Below are 15656 nucleotides of genomic sequence, written 5' to 3'. Positions count from 1 at the left end.
ACGCACCGCTTCACGCGCGCCGTACGAACCAGGGAGGACATGCATCATGGGCCGACTGATCGTCGTGTCGAATCGCGTCGCAACGCCGACGGAAACCAAGGGCTCGGCCGGCGGCCTCGCGGTCGGCGTATTCGGCGCACTGAAGGACGCGGGCGGCGTATGGTTCGGCTGGAGCGGCGACGTGGTCAGCGAGACCGTCGCCAATGCCGGACCGACGCTCGAACAGGACGGCGCGGTCACCTTCGCGACCGTCGGTCTCACGCGCAAGGACTACGACCAGTACTACCGCGGTTTTTCGAACGCGACGCTGTGGCCGGTGTTCCACTACCGCAACGACCTCGCGCGCTACGAGCGCGAAGAATATGCGGGCTACCGGCGCGTGAATGCATGGCTCGCGCACAAGCTGATCAAGCTGCTCGAACCCGACGACGTGATCTGGATTCACGACTACCATCTGATCCCGTTCGCCGAAGCGTTGCGCAACGAAGGCATCACGAACCGCATCGGCTTTTTCCTGCACATCCCGTTTCCCGCGCCGCAGATCCTGCTCAACATTCCGCCGCACGAAGAGCTGGTGAAATCGCTGTCGTGCTACGACCTGCTGGGCTTCCAGACCGCCACCGACGAACTCGCGTTCCACGACTACGCAACGCGCCACGCACGCGGCACCGTCAGCGCGGACGGTCACGTCGAGGCGTTCGGCCGCAAGCTGCGCACCGGCGTCTACCGGATCGGCGTGTTCCCCGACGAGATCGCCGAGCAGGCGAAGCGCTACGAAAGCCGCCAGCATGTGCTCGATCTGAAGCAGAGTCTGGAAGGGCGCAAGCTGATCATGAGCGTCGACCGGCTCGATTATTCGAAGGGACTGGTCGAACGGTTCCGTGCGTTCGAGCAGTTGCTGGAGCGCTCGCCGGAATGGCGCGGCAACGTCACGCTGGTGCAGATCGCCCCGCCCACGCGCTCGGACGTCGCCACGTATCAGAAGATCCGCCAGGATCTGGAATACGAAGCGGGGCGCATCAACGGCCGTTACTCGGGCCTCGACTACACGCCGATCCGCTACCTGAACCAGCAATACGATCGATGGAAACTGATGTCGCTGTTCCGCGAATCGCAGATCGGGTTCGTCACGCCGCTGCACGACGGCATGAACCTGGTCGCGAAGGAATACGTGGCCGCGCAGAATCCGGACGACCCCGGCGTGCTGGTGCTGTCGATCTTCGCGGGCGCGGCCGCCGAGCTGAGCGGCGCGCTGCTGGTCAATCCGCACGACGCGATCGGCATGTGCGAGGCCTTGCAGCGCGCGTTGCAGATGCCGCTCGACGCGCGCCAGCGGCGTCACGAGATCAACATGGCGGCGTTGCGCAAGAACGATCTCGGCGTCTGGCGCGATACCTTCCTCGACGATCTGCGCAGCGTGCCGGTGCAGAAGCCGGGCAAGGGCGGCGGGCACAAGTGATGGCGCGTGTCGTGAATGGCGGAGCCGCCGCATGCTGACCACGCTCGCGATTGCCGGCTACCGGTCGTTGCGCGATCTGATCGTGCCGCTTGGGCGTCTGAACGTGATCACCGGCGCGAACGGCAGCGGCAAGTCGAGCGTGTACCGCTCGCTGCGCCTGCTCGCCGACACCGCGCGCGGCGGCGTGATCACGTCGCTGGCGCGTGAGGGTGGTTTGCCGTCCACGTTGTGGGCCGGCCCCGAACGCTTCTCGCGCGCGATGCTGGCCGGCGAGCAGCCGGTCGAGCCGACCCGTCGCAAGGACCCGGTGAGCCTGCGGCTCGGCTTCGCGGGCGATAGTTTCGGTTACGCGATCGACCTCGGCCTGCCGCCGCCGAACGACGCCACGCTGTTCGCGCTCGACCCGATGATCAAGCGCGAATGCATCTGGAGCGGGCCGGTGCTGCGACCTTCGGCGTTGCTGGTGGATCGCCAGGGTCCGGTGCTGCGTACGCGCGACGAGCAGGGCGAGTGGCAGACCATTGCGCAGCCGGTCGCGAGCTTCGACAGCATGATGACGGAGTTCGCCGATCCGCGAAGCGCGCCCGAGATGATCACCGTGCGCGAACAGATCCGTTCGTGGCGCTTCTACGACCATTTCCGCACCGACACCGAAGCCGCCGCGCGTCTGCCGCAGGTCGGCACGCATACGCCGGTGCTGGCCGACGACGGCGCGGATCTCGCGGCGGCGCTGCAGACCATCCGCGAGATCGGCGACCCGCGCGCGCTCGCCGCGACCCTCGACGATGCCTTTCCCGGCTCGCAGCTCGACATCACGACGCACGACGGCCGCTTCGAAGTGGCGATGCGTCAGCACGGTCTGCTGCGTCCGCTGAAGGGCGCGGAACTGTCCGACGGCACCTTGCGCTACCTGCTGCTGGCCGCCGCGTTGCTGACACCGCGTCCGCCCGCGCTGCTGGTGCTGAACGAACCGGAAACGAGTCTGCATCCGGACCTGCTGCCCGCGCTCGCGCGCCTGATCGCGCGTGCCGCGCAGCATTCGCAGGTGCTGGTCGTGTCTCACGCCGCGCGCCTGATCGCGGCGCTCGAACGCGAGGAGGCGAGTCAATCGATCGTGCTGGAGAAGCATTTCGGCGCGACCCGCATCGCCGATGCGGACGATCTCGATCTGCCCGCGTGGAAGTGGCCGGCCCGGTAATTGCGGTGCCGTATAACGTGGCGCACGCGCGGCGTGCGGCGTGCCTGTCGCATCGGCGTGTTTGCGCGATGCATCCGTCCATGCGGTCTTTGCCCAGGTGTCCCGGACGCGCGGCGGAATGTAAGCTGGATGTAACAGCGCCAGGGAAATGCAAGACCCGGCGCTTTCGATCGGGCAGTAGGGAATAATGATTTGAACAGCGTGTTCCAGGCGGACGGGAAGCGTGCAGGTGTGGCGCTGCGCACCGCGTGGCACCCGAGCCACCCGAGCCGCCGGAACACGGAGAAAGGGAGACAGACTTGCCATGAAGATTGCCCAGATCGCGCCGTTGACCGAATCGGTGCCGCCGAAGCTTTACGGCGGCACGGAGCGCGTCGTGTCGTACATCACCGAGGCGCTGGTCGAGCTCGGCCATGACGTGACGCTGTTCGCGAGCGGCGACTCGGTGACCAGCGCAAAGCTCGAAGCAGTCTGGCCGCAGGCGCTGCGGCTCGACCCGGGCATCCGCGACCGCGTGGCGCCGCATATGCTGCTGATGGAGCTGGTGCGCCGCCAGGCCGAGAACTTCGACGTCCTGCATTTTCATCTCGACTACTACTCGTTCTCGGTGTTCAAGCGTCAGGACACGCCGTTCGTCACCACCATGCACGGCCGTCTCGATCTGCCGGAGCAGCAGCCCGTGTTCGACACGTTCAACACCGCGCCGGTGATTTCGATCTCGAACGCGCAGCGTCATCCGCTGCCGCAGGCGCGCTGGTTGACCACCGTCTATCACGGTTTGCCGGAGCAGCTTTACACGCCGCAGCCGGTCGAGCAGAAATACCTCGCGTTTCTCGGCCGGATCTCGCCGGAAAAGCGTGTGGATACCGCGATCCGCATTGCCGGCCGCTGCGGGATGCCGATCCGCATCGCCGCCAAGGTCGATGCCGCCGATCGCGAATACTTCGAGCGCGACATCCGTCCGCTGCTGGATCTGCCGTATGTCGAATTCATCGGCGAGATTGCGGATCATCAGAAGGCCGAATTTTTGTCGGGCGCGCATGCATTGCTGTTTCCGATCGACTGGCCGGAGCCTTTCGGCCTCGTGATGATCGAGGCGATGGCGTGCGGCACGCCGGTCGTCGCGTTCAATCGCGGCTCGGTGCCGGAAGTGCTGGAAGACGGGCTGACCGGCTTTATCGTCGAGGATGAGATCGGTGCGGTGGCGGCCGTGAACCGTCTGCACAAGATGCCGCGCGCGGCCGTGCGCCAGCGTTTCGAGGAGCGCTTCACGTCGCATCGCATGGCCCAGCAATACGTGGATGCGTATCAGTCGGTGATTCGCGCGCAGAAGCGCTCGCGCTTCAAGGTGATCGATACGTCGGGTAGCTGAGCGGAATGAGCGGAAGCTGACCGGCAAAAAAACGGCGCAAAAAAACGGCGATGTGTTCTCAAACACATCGCCGTTTTTTCATGGCCGCGGCGGCAGCGGCCATGCAGGTGCAGGATATCGATCAGATCTTCAGACGCGACACCTTGGTGCCCTGCAACGACAGATCGCCCATCAAACCGGCGTTCGTCATCACGAACACTTCGACCGGCGCGGTGGCCGTGGTGGTGTCGATCGCGCCGTTCGCGCCCATCTTGACCAATGCGACGGAGGCGTCGCCGCCCACCGACCAGCCGTCCGTATTGCGGAATTTGTCGAGCGCGTCCTGCGTCATGAACAGGAAGATGATGGCCTTCGACTGCGCACCCGCCTGCAAGCCGAACGAGCCGGAAATCGTGCTGTAGTAGCCGACCGTGCCGCCGCCGACCTTCAGCGACCCTTCGCCGTACTGGCCGCCGACGATGAAGCCCGCCTGCAGCACCGACGGGAACACCAGCACGCCGCGCGCCTTCGAGACGAGCTCGCGCGAACCCGGCACGGTGGTGAACAGCCGCGACATCGCACCGTCGACGCTTGCGTCGATCGACTGACGCTTGGACGAATCCGTGGACGGGGTGTTTTTGTTGTCGCTGTTGGTGGTGGTGGTGCAACCGGCGAGTGCAAGGCCTCCGAAAGCGAGCGCAGCGGTCGTCTTCAACATGAAGTTTCGTCTTTGCATCGTTTTTCTCCGTGATGGTTCCGGGTCGCAACCTCGGATGATGTTGCGAGGGGTTGCCTTTGAGTTATAACACACGCTCACGGAAAAAGCGTACTTCCCGGATGGCCTCGAAGCCTTGCGGGACGGGGCTTTGCGCGGGATCGCGAAATGCTGTGCGGTAACTTTGACCTGGTGCAAAAGAGCGGGGATTCGTACTCGCCGGGGCGTTCGAACGCGTTCTTCGCAATCCATCCAGCATGTGCCGGCGGCGCGGCGGAGCATCGCCGGCTCGCGCGCCGATGCCCGTTTTTACCGATTTTTCATGCCGATAATTGGCGTGGCGGCTGTGTCGAAAGTGTTGTCGCCACGCCTCAAAAAAACGTCCGCGCGGACCATCCGTCGTTCAACCGTGATTCGCCGGACTCTTGACCGGTGGCGGACGGCGCAGCGCGCGGCGCACCATGCCGATCACGACGCCGATCAGGAACAGCGTCACCGCCGGCACGATCCAGTAGCCGACGAACGCATGCCACAGATACGACATCAGGGTGGTGCGGCGCACGCTGTACTCGCTGCGCGCCTCCTGCTGGCGCGGCGCGTTGGCGGCCAGCACGTCGGCGGGGCAACCGGCTGCCTGGGCTTCGTCGGGATGACCGCGACAGCGCGCGGGGGCGCCGGCGGCGCGTTGCGCGTCGGTGAAATTCCAGGTGGTCAGCGCGCGGTCGAGGTCGACGGCGTTGTAGGCCATCTCCTCGCGGATCTCGCTGACCGCCACGATCGCCACGGGCACGGCCCAGAATACGATGACGACCAGCCACCGCCTCAGCCAGCGGTTTTTATGCTTCGATACCATCCTTGCCTCCGATCGATGCTCTGCGGCATCAACGACAAGATGGCGGCCCGTCTAATAGATGTGTTTGAGGGGTGGGCCGTCTCCGCAGCCATCATAGAAGAAAAACGGCGTGCTCGCGCGGCTGGAATGGCGGGATCGAGGGGTAGGCGAGGGATGAAACGTAGAGGCGGCAGCGAGGTGCCGCGCAGGTGTTCGGGGCCGGCGCGCGGCCCCGATCCAGAACGCTTAATTCGCCGGTGCCGACGACAGGCAGGTCTTCATGAATGCCTTGCGGTCGTCGCCTTTCTTGCCGGCGGCCTGCACGTTGCAGGCCTTCATCTTGTCCTGCTGGCTCATCGGCGCGGCGGCGGCCGGCTTGGCCGACAGACAGGTCTTCATGAACGCCTTGCGGTCGTCGCCCTTCTTGTCGCCGGCCTGCTTGTTACAGTCGGCCATTTTCGATTGCTGGCTGTTCTGAGCGAAAGCCGGCGCAACGAGAACGGCGCCAAGAACCAGCGTGGCGATTGCGGATTGGATTTTCATCTGACACTCCATCGGTGGTGAAAACGTTTTCTGATCGTTCATGCGCGCGGGCGTCGACGGCATCCAGGGCCCCTCGGCACATCCATTATGGCAAATGCTGTCTGCCAGAACGGACAAAAGCGCATTCCGGTTGACAGCCGCCGACGCTCGTTTTCCCTGATCCACGCGGGCGTGCGGGCCATTGCCGGGACTGTCCCGCCAATTGCGACACCGGAAAACCATGTTATGCATTCCAGATCAATTACGCATGCAATTCAATTGAATCGATATGCCGGAATTTTCGATGCACAAATAAATAATTTGCGAAAGCTATCCTATTGCTGCGGATGCAATCGAATAGAAAATCGGCATGTAATTCCGTTATGGCGTGCCAATGTAATTATGACTTATGACGCTGTCTCTGGCGTCGTGCAAGGCTGACGGGAAGGGGTTGATCTGATGCCGGTCTAATCGCACGCTGTACGGTGCTATAGCGGAATTCGAGGCGATCTGCATCGCAGACGTGTGACGGCAATACGAGGAATGACGCAGCAAAAAGGACAAGATTGTTTCTATCCGTAACACTTGTCTCAACGATATTCATGCAAACCCTGGGAATGGTATGCTTCGTGCACAAATTCTCCCATGCACGAGTGAGACCACGTTCTGTGCTTCGCAATAGGGACAAACCGCACCATGTCTGGGCGGTATTGCCCAGTCAATAGAACGTCCAAAACATATTTGTGCAACCGCGGGCGGTACATGGATCGTGAAGGCTGAATCCGTGACTCGCCCAAAGCCGTGGCCCGGCCAGGCCACGTGGAGAAAACCCAATGTTTTTCGATGAGCTAAGCAATGACGAATGGGCGCTGCTGGCAGCGCTTGTCTCCGATGAGCCGGCCGTTCGTCTGAACCGACGCGGCCGGCCCCGCGCCGAACCCCGCATCGTTGCGAATGCGGTTCTGTGGATTCTGACAACCGGTGAGCCCTGGTCGAAACTGCCGGGCCGCTATCCGTCGGGTCCGACCTGCCGGCGCCGTTTCGAAGAATGGCAATTGAACGGGACGTTGCTCGAGATGGTGCGGTTGCTGTCGCAAACCGGGCGTACGTTCGCGTATGTGCCGCAACCGGCGCCGCCGGTCGCGGCGCGGCCCGCTGCCGCGCCGGCTGCTGCCGCCACGCCCAGCGTGCGCGACGAGACGCTGCGTGGCGTGTCCTGGAAGAGTCCCGAGTCGTGGCAGGCGCCCGGTGTGTCGGGCAGCCTGAGCAACTGGCGTTCGGCCGATCCGATCGCGGACATCACGCGTCAGCTTGCGGGCTTCCCGCAGGCGCCGGATGCTCACGCGTCGTCGCCGGCTTCGCAGGTTGCGCAGACGCCCGCCACCCGGACGCCGTCGAGACCGTTCGCGCCCGCCGTTCGCGTGGCGCCGCGTGCTGAAGTGCAGCGCGCCGAAGCGCCGCTTTATGGCGAAGCGGACGAAGCGGGCGCGGTCGGCATCGCGATGCAGCGGCTCGACGCGGCGATCGCATCGGCGCGACGTGCGTATCCGGAAGAAGATTCGCGCAGTCCGCTGTCGATGAGTCTCGCGCCGCGCGGCACGCAGATCGAAGATCCACGCGGTTATGTCATTCTCGTCGCGGCGGAGCAGGTGCCGAACGCGATGTACCGCGCGTGGGCGGAGATCATGAAGGACGGTCGGCGCGTCGAACGCTCCGGTCTGGTCGGCCCGCGTTTCGCGGATGCCGATGACGCGCAGCGTCATGCGCTCGACTGGGCGCATCAATGGATCGAGCGCGAATGCGCGGCGATGGCCGGGCGTGCGGTGAATGCGGTGAATGCCGCCGGTGAGGCGACGAAGCAGGCCGCGGTGCAGGAACACGCGCACAAGCCGGTTCAGCAACCGTCGCAGGAACCTGTGCATGCAGCGCCGCCCACGCGTGCGCTGCCCGCCATCCGCCATGTGCCCGAACCGGTCACGATTCATCACGGTGCGCCGTTGCACGGGCCACTGCATGCGTTTCGCGGGCCGCTGCGCCGCTATCCCGGCGAACCCATGGCGGCGGCTGTGTCGGTAGGGACGTCGACCGAGGGCACGACAGCGGAGCGTTATCCGTCGTCGTATCCGGAATTCATTTCTCATGTGGGATAAGCGCGATGGGTCGTGCGCGCGGACGCCATCGTCATGGCCGACGCTTACGCCGAACCCGATGCGTCGATAACAACAAGATCGCAGTGCCTCGCGGCCGGTAGGAGCAACCGCCGCAGGTTTCCGCTTCAGTCTTCGCAGTTCGGATACCGTACCAACCCGGTTCCAACGCAGTCCGATAACAGTCCGATAACAGTCCGATAGCACTTCGGCAGCACGCCAATTCAGTCGCACGTCCATTGCACTTCAGTCGTCGTTCGTTCGCAGTCCGGTTGCGGGTTAAACGCAGTCCAGTGCGGTCCGCCGTGGTTCAGCGTTCGCCTGCGCGTGCGCTTCTGTATCCGCATGCGCAATTCGGCATGGACCGCCGTCTGGCGACGGCCCATGCCGATTCACGATCACTCAATGTGCCCGCGAGATAACCTGAAGCGGCTTACTGCCGCCCATACGTATCGTCGAAACGCACGATATCGTCTTCGCCGAGATACGAGCCCGATTGCACCTCGATCATTTCGAGCGGCATCTTGCCGGGGTTTTCGAGGCGATGGGTGACGCCGAGCGGAATATAGGCCGATTCGTTTTCGGAGACGATGAAGCGTTCCTCGCCGCGCGTGACGAGCGCGGTGCCGCGCACGACGATCCAGTGTTCGGCACGATGATGATGCATCTGCAGCGAAAGCCGCGCGCCCGGTTTGACGACGATACGTTTCACCTGGAAGCGCTCGCCGGTATCGACGGAGTCGTAGTTGCCCCACGGCCGATGCACCTTGCGATGGCTCGACGCCTCGGCGCCACCGTCGCTGCGAATCCGCCCGACGATCTTCTTCACGTCCTGCACGCGCGATTTGTCGGCGACCAGGATCGCGTCGGCGGTTTCGACCACCACCAAATCCTGGGTGCCCACGCAGGCGATCAGCCGTCCTTCGGAATGCGCGAAAGTGGATTCTGCCCCTTCGAACATCACGCGGCCGCGGCCCACGTTGTGCTCGGCGTCCTTCTCCGAAATGTCCCAGATCGCATCCCACGATCCCACGTCGGACCAGCCGGCCTGCAACGGCACGACCACCGCCGACGCGACACTGCGATCGTTGCCGAGCTGTTCCATCACCGCGTAGTCGATCGAGTTCGACGGCGATGCGCCGAACGCGTCGCGTTGCAAGCGGAAGAAGTCGCCGTCCGCCTTGCCGCCCGCGAAGGCCGTCTCGCAAGCTTCGTGGATGCCCGGCTGGAAGTGACGGATCGCCTTGAGCCAGGTCGACGCGCGCATGATGAAAATGCCGCTGTTCCACCAGTACTCGCCCGATTCGATGTAGCGCTGCGCGAGTTCCAGATGCGGCTTCTCGACGAAACGGTCGAGCTTGTGCGCGCGGATCGCGGCGGGGGCGTGGCTATTGTTGGCGTTGGTATTGGCGTCGCCCGTGGGCGCGTTTTCGATCTGGTTAGGCATGCCAGGCGCGGGCACGGCATCGACATCGCCGCTCACGCTGCCTGCCAGCGCCGCGCCGATGCGAATGTACCCGTAGCCGGTTTCCGCGCGCGTCGGCACGATGCCCATCGTCACGATATGGCCGGCTGCCGCGTGCTGCACGCCGGCGCTCACCGCCGCCTGGAACCCGGCCTGATCGGTGACCGCGTGATCGGCGGGCATCACGACCATGATGCCGTCCTCGTCCTGCGCGGCGATCGACAGCGCCGCCACCGTTAACGCCGGCGCGGTATCGCGGCCGACGGGTTCGAGAATCAGCCGGGTCGGCTTGCCGCTCGTGCGCAACTGCTCGGCGGTGGTGAAGCGCTGTTCTTCGTTGGCCACCACGACGAGCTGCTCGTTGAGCGGGTAGCCGGCTTCGAGACCGTCGAGCCGCTGCGTGGTGGACTGCAACAGCGAATCGTCGCCGAGCAGACCGATCAGCTGCTTCGGATGCTGTTCTCGCGACATCGGCCACAGACGGGTGCCGGAACCGCCCGCCAGAATCACGGGATGAACCTTGAGCTTGACGTTCAGGGACTTGGCTTGCGTGGACCGGGTGCCGGCGGGCGTGGCCGTGACCGGAGCTGTCATGATGGACTCCTCGAGGCTGGGTGAATGCGTCGAGTTTTATCACGAAGCACGGAATCAATAAAAGCGCGTTAAATAGAAACTATATAAAACGGCTAATAAAAATATCCATGACGAGTGAAGGAAAAATGTCCGATGAGTTTTAAAAAAAGAAAAAATACCCGAAAAAATTAGCGGGCAATTTTTTATCGAATTCGTTGCGCTATCTTGAGCGTCGCAGGTTGCGCGTAAGCTTGGTGAGCAAACCGCAAGGGAGCGCCGGAACGGCCTGCGGAAAAGCGTCCGGGCTGCATAACAAACAGGCAATCGACCGCAAATCCGGTAACATTTGCCGAACAAAATTCCCGAAAAATGCTGAAACTTTGACCGATACAATTTGAGATTTTTTGCGGTCTTGCGGCGCGAATTTTAATCGAGCTTTATCTATACCTGTACAAGGGTATTCACTCATCACGACTGGCCGTGACAGCGTCGTCCGTTTCGCGAATTGCGTGAGCGGTCAATAAGCCAGGCAATTAGCACGCTTTTCCATTCCATTGCGTCGCGCATTAAACCGCCGGATTAAACGGCGGCCATGCGGGCCGGTGTCGTGTTCGGCGTGGCGGCGACGGACGCAGCGGATTTTCAACCAACCAACGGATGACACTTGACTGACGAACTGAGGGGCAGCGCATGCTGAGCGTTCTATCGAGAATCATCGACATCGCCATGGTCGTGTTCGGCGCGACGCTGGCCGCCGCCGTGCACAGCGGAAAATTCGTGTGGCTGGACGACATGCAGCGCGTGCAGCTCGCGTTCGACTGTTTGCTGGTGGTGGTGTTTTTCCCCGCGCTCGGCATCTATCAGTCCTGGCGCGGCAAGCCGCTCTACGACCTGCTGTGCCGCGTCGCCGGCGGCTGGGCGCTGGTCGAGGTGATCGGCGTGCTGATCAGCTTCAGCGTGCACCGCTCGGACAGTCTGTCGCGCCTGTGGCTCGTCTACTGGGCGCTGGCCACCATCGTGCTGCTCGGCATCACCAAGGTGATCGTCTATTCGATCCTGCGCGGGCTGCGTCGCGAGGGCTTCAATCAGCGCGCGGTAGCGATCGTCGGCGGGGCGCCGTACGGACGCTTCCTGATCGAGCAGATGCGTAGCCGCCCGGAAGCGGGCTTCACGCCGGTCGCGGTGTTCGACGAAGAAGGCACGATCAATCCGTACGAAGACCCCGACGCGGGCGACGCGATCGAGGGCGTGCCGGTCGAGCGCGACTACCAGCGCATGCTGACGCTGGTGCGTCAGCGGCAGATCCGCGAATTGTGGCTCGCATTGCCGATCTCGAAGGAAAAGGCGATTCACCGCTTCGTGATGGACCTGCGCAACGACTTCGTGAACATCCGCTTCATTCCCGACGTGCGCAGCCTGACGCTGTTCAACCAGCCGATGGTCGATCTGCTCGGCGTGCCGGCGATCAACCTGGCCGCTTCGCCGATCACCGATCTGCGCGTGCTGCCCAAGCGCATCTTCGACCGCATGTTCGCGTTCGCCGCGTTGACCGCGCTCGCGCCGGTGATGCTGGTGATCGCGGTGCTGGTCAAGACGACCTCGCCGGGGCCGGTGTTCTTCCGGCAGAAGCGCAAGGGCATCGACGGCCATCAGTTCGAGATCTACAAGTTCCGCTCGATGAAGCTGCACAAGGAAGAGGCCGGCAAGATCACCCAGGCCACGCGGCGCGATCCGCGCATCACGGCGGTCGGCGCGTTCCTGCGCCGCACGAGTCTCGACGAGCTGCCGCAATTCATCAACGTGCTGCGCGGCGAGATGTCGGTGGTCGGCCCGCGCCCGCATGCGCTCGAACACGACGACATCTACAAGGATCTGGTGAAGGGCTACATGCACCGCTACCGGATCAAGCCCGGCATCACCGGGTGGGCGCAGATCAACGGCTATCGCGGCGAAACCGATCGCATCGAAAAGATGATGGGCCGCGTGAAGCTCGATCTGTACTACATGCAGCACTGGACCTTCTGGCTCGACATCAAGATCGTCGTGCTGACGCTGTGGAAAGGGTTCGCCGGCAGCAACGCTTATTGAACCCGAGCCGAGTCGCGCGCGGCGCGGCGGCACTCCCGAATCAACCCCATTCTGCGAGGTGTAATACATGAACCTGACGATCATCGGTAGCGGCTACGTAGGCCTCGTGACGGGCGCATGTCTGGCCGACATCGGCCACGACGTGTTCTGTCTCGACGTCGACCAGCGCAAGATCGACGTGCTCAACAACGGCGGCGTGCCGATCCACGAACCGGGTCTGCAGGAGATCATCGCGCGCAATCGCAAGGCGGGTCGCCTGACCTTCTCGACCGATGTCGAGGCGGCCGTCGCGCACGGCGATATCCAGTTCATCGCGGTGGGCACGCCGTCGGACGAAGACGGTTCCGCCGACCTGCAATACGTGCTGGCCGCCGCGCGCAACATCGGCCGCCATATGACGGGCTTCAAGGTGATCGTCGATAAATCGACGGTGCCGGTCGGCACGGCCTCGCGCGTGCGCGACGTGGTGGCCGCCGAGCTGTCCGAACGCCGCGCGACTCACATGTTCTCGGTGGTGTCGAATCCGGAGTTCCTGAAGGAAGGCGCGGCCGTCGACGACTTCACGCGGCCCGACCGCATCGTGCTCGGCTGCGACGAGGACGTGCCGGGCGAGAAAGCGCGCGAGCTGATGAAGCGCCTCTACGCGCCGTTCAACCGCAATCGCGAACGCACGCTGTACATGGACGTGCGCTCGGCGGAATTCACCAAGTACGCGGCCAACGCGATGCTCGCCACGCGCATCTCGTACATGAACGAACTGGCGAATCTGGCCGACCGCGTCGGCGCGGACATCGAAGCGGTGCGCCGCGGGATCGGCTCCGATCCGCGCATCGGCTACGACTTCCTGTACGCCGGCTGCGGCTACGGCGGCTCGTGCTTCCCGAAGGACGTGCAGGCGCTGATCCGCACGGCCGCCGATCACAAGGCCAACCTGCGCATTCTCGAAGCGGTGGAAGCGGTCAACGACACGCAGAAGCAGGTGCTGGCGCACAAGGTCGTCGCGCGCCTGGGCGAAGACCTGTCGGACCGCACGTTCGGCGTGTGGGGCCTCGCGTTCAAGCCGAACACCGACGACATGCGCGAGGCGCCGAGCCGTCCGCTGATCGCCGAGCTGCTGCGTCGCGGCGCGCGCGTGAAGGCCTACGACCCGGTGGCGATCGACGAATCGAAGCGCGTGTTCGCGCTCGATCTGAAGGACGTGCCGCAGCAGCACGCACGCCTCGAATTCGTGAAGGAAGAGATGCAGGCGGCCGAAGGCGCGGACGCGCTGGTGATCCTCACCGAATGGAAGGTCTTCAAGAGCCCGGACTTCGATGCGCTGAAGCAGATCCTGAAGACGCCGCTGATTTTCGACGGCCGCAATCTGTACGAGCCGGATGCGCTGCTCGAACTCGGTATCGAGTATCACGCGATCGGCCGCCGCCATGCGCTGCGCAACGCGCCGGCGCGGGTCGGCGCGAACGGTTTGCCGCTCACGCCGGCGGACGAAGCCAACGCGACGCAGGCGCAGTCCGGCCGCGCGCTCGCGTAGCCGTCCGCTCAGGTAGTCGTCCGATTCCATCGCCGAGCCACTTCATCGCACCGCGCTTCACCTACAGGAGCCCGTCATGTTCGCCAACGTACTGATCGTCTGCCACGCCAACGTGTGCCGTTCACCGGCCGCGGAGATGCTGTTCAAGTCGCGCTCACGCACGGTCTCGCGCGGTTCGCCGGCGCCGATCGCGTTTCATTCGGCGGGTCTGCGCGCGATGGACGGCCACGGCATGGACCCGGTGATGCGACGCCTGCTCGACGAGCAGGGCGTCGCCTCCGGCATTCACTATTCGCGCCGTCTGAACCGGCATCTGGTGCGTTCCGCCGACCTCGTGCTGGTCAGCGAGCGCGCCCAGGTCGGCGCGGTCGAGGCGCTCGACCCGGCCGCGCGCGGCAAGGTCTATCCGCTCGGCAAGTGGGAACACGTGTCCGACGTCGCCGATCCGCACGGCTGCACGGAAACCGCTTACAGGGAGAGTCTCGTGCTCATCGAACATCTGGTCATGGGATGGCTGAAAAAAATATGCTGATGAAAAAACTCACTACGCACCCAGCGGCGAATTTCCGCACGAAACTCGCCGGCTCGCTTTTGCTGACGTCCTTTCTGTCGGCCTGCGCCACCGCACCGGGCAACTATCTCGACACGTCGCGTCTGAAGGACGACGGTCAGCATCAGTCGCAGCCCGCCGAGTCGTATCCGGTGCATCTGATCGATTCGAACCTCGTCGCCGCTCAGGCGCAACAGGCGGCCATGAAGACCCAGGTGCTGCCCACCTCGACGATCAGCGACCCGTCGCAGTACGTGTATCACCTCGCGCCGCAGGACATTCTCGGCATCACCGTGTGGGATCACCCGGAGCTGACCACGCCGCAGGGCAGCACGCTGTCGGCGGGCGGCAACACCACGCAGTCGATCGGCGGCGCATTGCAGCAGCCGTACACCGCCGCGCTGCCGGGCCAGGCCGATCCGTACGGCCAGACCATCAGCGCCGACGGCACCATCTTCTTCCCGTTCGTCGGCCGCATTCGCGCCGCCGGCAAGACGGTCAGCGAGTTGCGCGAGCAGTTGAGCTCGGGCCTCGTGCGCTACATCCGCAATCCGCAGGTCGACGTGCGCGTGCTGTCGTATCGCGGCCAGAAGGTGCAGGTGACCGGCGAAGTGAAGACGCCGGGCCCGCTCGCGGTCAGCGACGTGCCGCTCACGCTGGTCGACGCGATCACGCGCTCCGGCGGCACCAATACGGATGCCGATATCCAGCGCGTGCGCCTCACCCGCAACAACAAGCTCTACATCCTCGACGCCGACCGCATGCTCGACAAGGGCGACACCACGCAGAACGTGATGCTGCAGAACGGCGACGTGATCAACGTGCCGGACCGCACCGACAGCCGCATCTTCGTGATGGGCGAGGTGAAGACGCCGATCCAGCTGCCGATCGTGCGCGGCCGCATGACGATCGCCGACGCGCTCACGCAGGCGGGCGGCATTCTCGACACCGACGCGAACCCGCGGCAGATCTTCGTGATGCGCGGCATGAAGGATCACCCGACCACGCCGGACGTCTACCGCCTCGACATGACGCAGCCGGACTCGATCATGCTGTCCTCGCAATTCCAGTTGCAGCCGCTCGACGTCGTGTATGTGGGCACCGCCGCTTCGACCACCTTCAACCGTGTGTTGCAGCAGGTCCTGCCGAGCGTGCAGACCTTGTTCTACCTGAAGCAACTGACGCGCTAGGTATCCAGGCCGCGGCCAGACCCAAGGCCGAAGGC

At 64.0% G+C, this 15656-nt stretch carries 12 protein-coding genes; 8 read left to right on the top strand and 4 right to left on the bottom strand.

Going from position 1 to position 15656, the window contains the following annotated elements; translation table 11 throughout:
- Window positions 1-46: 46 nt before the first annotated feature.
- From otsA to LFL96_RS10075, 3 genes are all read left to right on the top strand, one after another.
- On the top strand, window positions 47-1459 hold the full coding sequence (gene otsA, locus LFL96_RS10085; protein WP_280995119.1) for an alpha,alpha-trehalose-phosphate synthase (UDP-forming): 1413 nt from the start codon (window positions 47-49) through the stop codon (window positions 1457-1459).
- A gap of 31 nt (window positions 1460-1490) precedes the next feature.
- Entirely contained in the window at window positions 1491-2657 is a 1167-nt protein-coding gene (locus LFL96_RS10080) for an AAA family ATPase (protein WP_280995118.1), read from the top strand.
- A 304-nt stretch (window positions 2658-2961) separates the two neighbouring features.
- Window positions 2962-4029 (top strand): glycosyltransferase family 4 protein, encoded by a 1068-nt coding sequence (locus tag LFL96_RS10075; RefSeq protein ID WP_280995117.1) that lies wholly within the window; start codon window positions 2962-2964, stop codon window positions 4027-4029.
- A gap of 121 nt (window positions 4030-4150) precedes the next feature.
- On the opposite strand, the gene LFL96_RS10070 is transcribed toward LFL96_RS10075, so the two are convergent.
- From LFL96_RS10070 to LFL96_RS10060, 3 genes are all read right to left on the bottom strand, one after another.
- A complete protein-coding gene (locus tag LFL96_RS10070) occupies window positions 4151-4744 on the bottom strand; it encodes a YSC84-related protein (protein ID WP_280995116.1) in 594 nt (197 codons plus the stop codon).
- Between the two features lie 382 nt (window positions 4745-5126).
- On the bottom strand, window positions 5127-5576 hold the full coding sequence (locus tag LFL96_RS10065) for a hypothetical protein (RefSeq protein WP_280995115.1): 450 nt from the start codon (window positions 5574-5576) through the stop codon (window positions 5127-5129).
- A gap of 225 nt (window positions 5577-5801) precedes the next feature.
- A complete protein-coding gene (locus LFL96_RS10060) occupies window positions 5802-6098 on the bottom strand; it encodes a PsiF family protein (RefSeq protein WP_280995114.1) in 297 nt (98 codons plus the stop codon).
- Between the two features lie 812 nt (window positions 6099-6910).
- Between LFL96_RS10060 and LFL96_RS10055 the strand changes: the two genes are divergently transcribed.
- Complete coding sequence (locus LFL96_RS10055; RefSeq protein WP_280995113.1) at window positions 6911-8227, top strand: DUF6566 family protein; 1317 nt, start codon at window positions 6911-6913, stop codon at window positions 8225-8227.
- A gap of 430 nt (window positions 8228-8657) precedes the next feature.
- Here LFL96_RS10055 and LFL96_RS10050 read toward each other — a convergent pair whose 3' ends face one another.
- Window positions 8658-10283 carry a mannose-1-phosphate guanylyltransferase/mannose-6-phosphate isomerase gene (locus tag LFL96_RS10050; protein ID WP_280995112.1) on the bottom strand — a complete coding sequence of 542 codons (1626 nt, stop codon included), beginning with the start codon at window positions 10281-10283 and terminating at the stop codon, window positions 8658-8660.
- Window positions 10284-10952: 669 nt separating this feature from the next.
- Between LFL96_RS10050 and LFL96_RS10045 the strand changes: the two genes are divergently transcribed.
- The 4 genes from LFL96_RS10045 to LFL96_RS10030 all read left to right on the top strand — a co-directional run bounded on the left by LFL96_RS10045 (window position 10953) and on the right by LFL96_RS10030 (window position 15621).
- The gene (locus LFL96_RS10045) at window positions 10953-12350 is read left to right on the top strand and encodes an undecaprenyl-phosphate glucose phosphotransferase (RefSeq protein WP_280995111.1); all 1398 of its coding nucleotides are present in this window, start codon (window positions 10953-10955) and stop codon (window positions 12348-12350) included.
- Between the two features lie 67 nt (window positions 12351-12417).
- Window positions 12418-13881 (top strand): UDP-glucose/GDP-mannose dehydrogenase family protein, encoded by a 1464-nt coding sequence (locus tag LFL96_RS10040; protein WP_280995110.1) that lies wholly within the window; start codon window positions 12418-12420, stop codon window positions 13879-13881.
- A gap of 76 nt (window positions 13882-13957) precedes the next feature.
- Window positions 13958-14413, top strand: coding sequence for a low molecular weight phosphotyrosine protein phosphatase (locus tag LFL96_RS10035; RefSeq protein ID WP_280995109.1), 456 nt, complete (start codon window positions 13958-13960; stop codon window positions 14411-14413).
- Window positions 14407-15621: a polysaccharide biosynthesis/export family protein gene (locus tag LFL96_RS10030; RefSeq protein WP_280995108.1), complete on the top strand. Its 1215-nt coding sequence runs from the start codon at window positions 14407-14409 to the stop codon at window positions 15619-15621. The genes LFL96_RS10035 and LFL96_RS10030 overlap by 7 nt, the downstream gene beginning before the upstream one ends.
- Window positions 15622-15656 lie beyond the last annotated feature (35 nt).

The sequence above is a fragment of the Paraburkholderia sp. D15 genome (assembly GCF_029910215.1).
In the GTDB taxonomy this organism is placed as follows: Bacteria; Pseudomonadota; Gammaproteobacteria; order Burkholderiales; family Burkholderiaceae; genus Paraburkholderia.
Note: the sequence above shows the minus strand (reverse complement) of the source record. Positions and strands in the feature narration are given on the sequence as shown.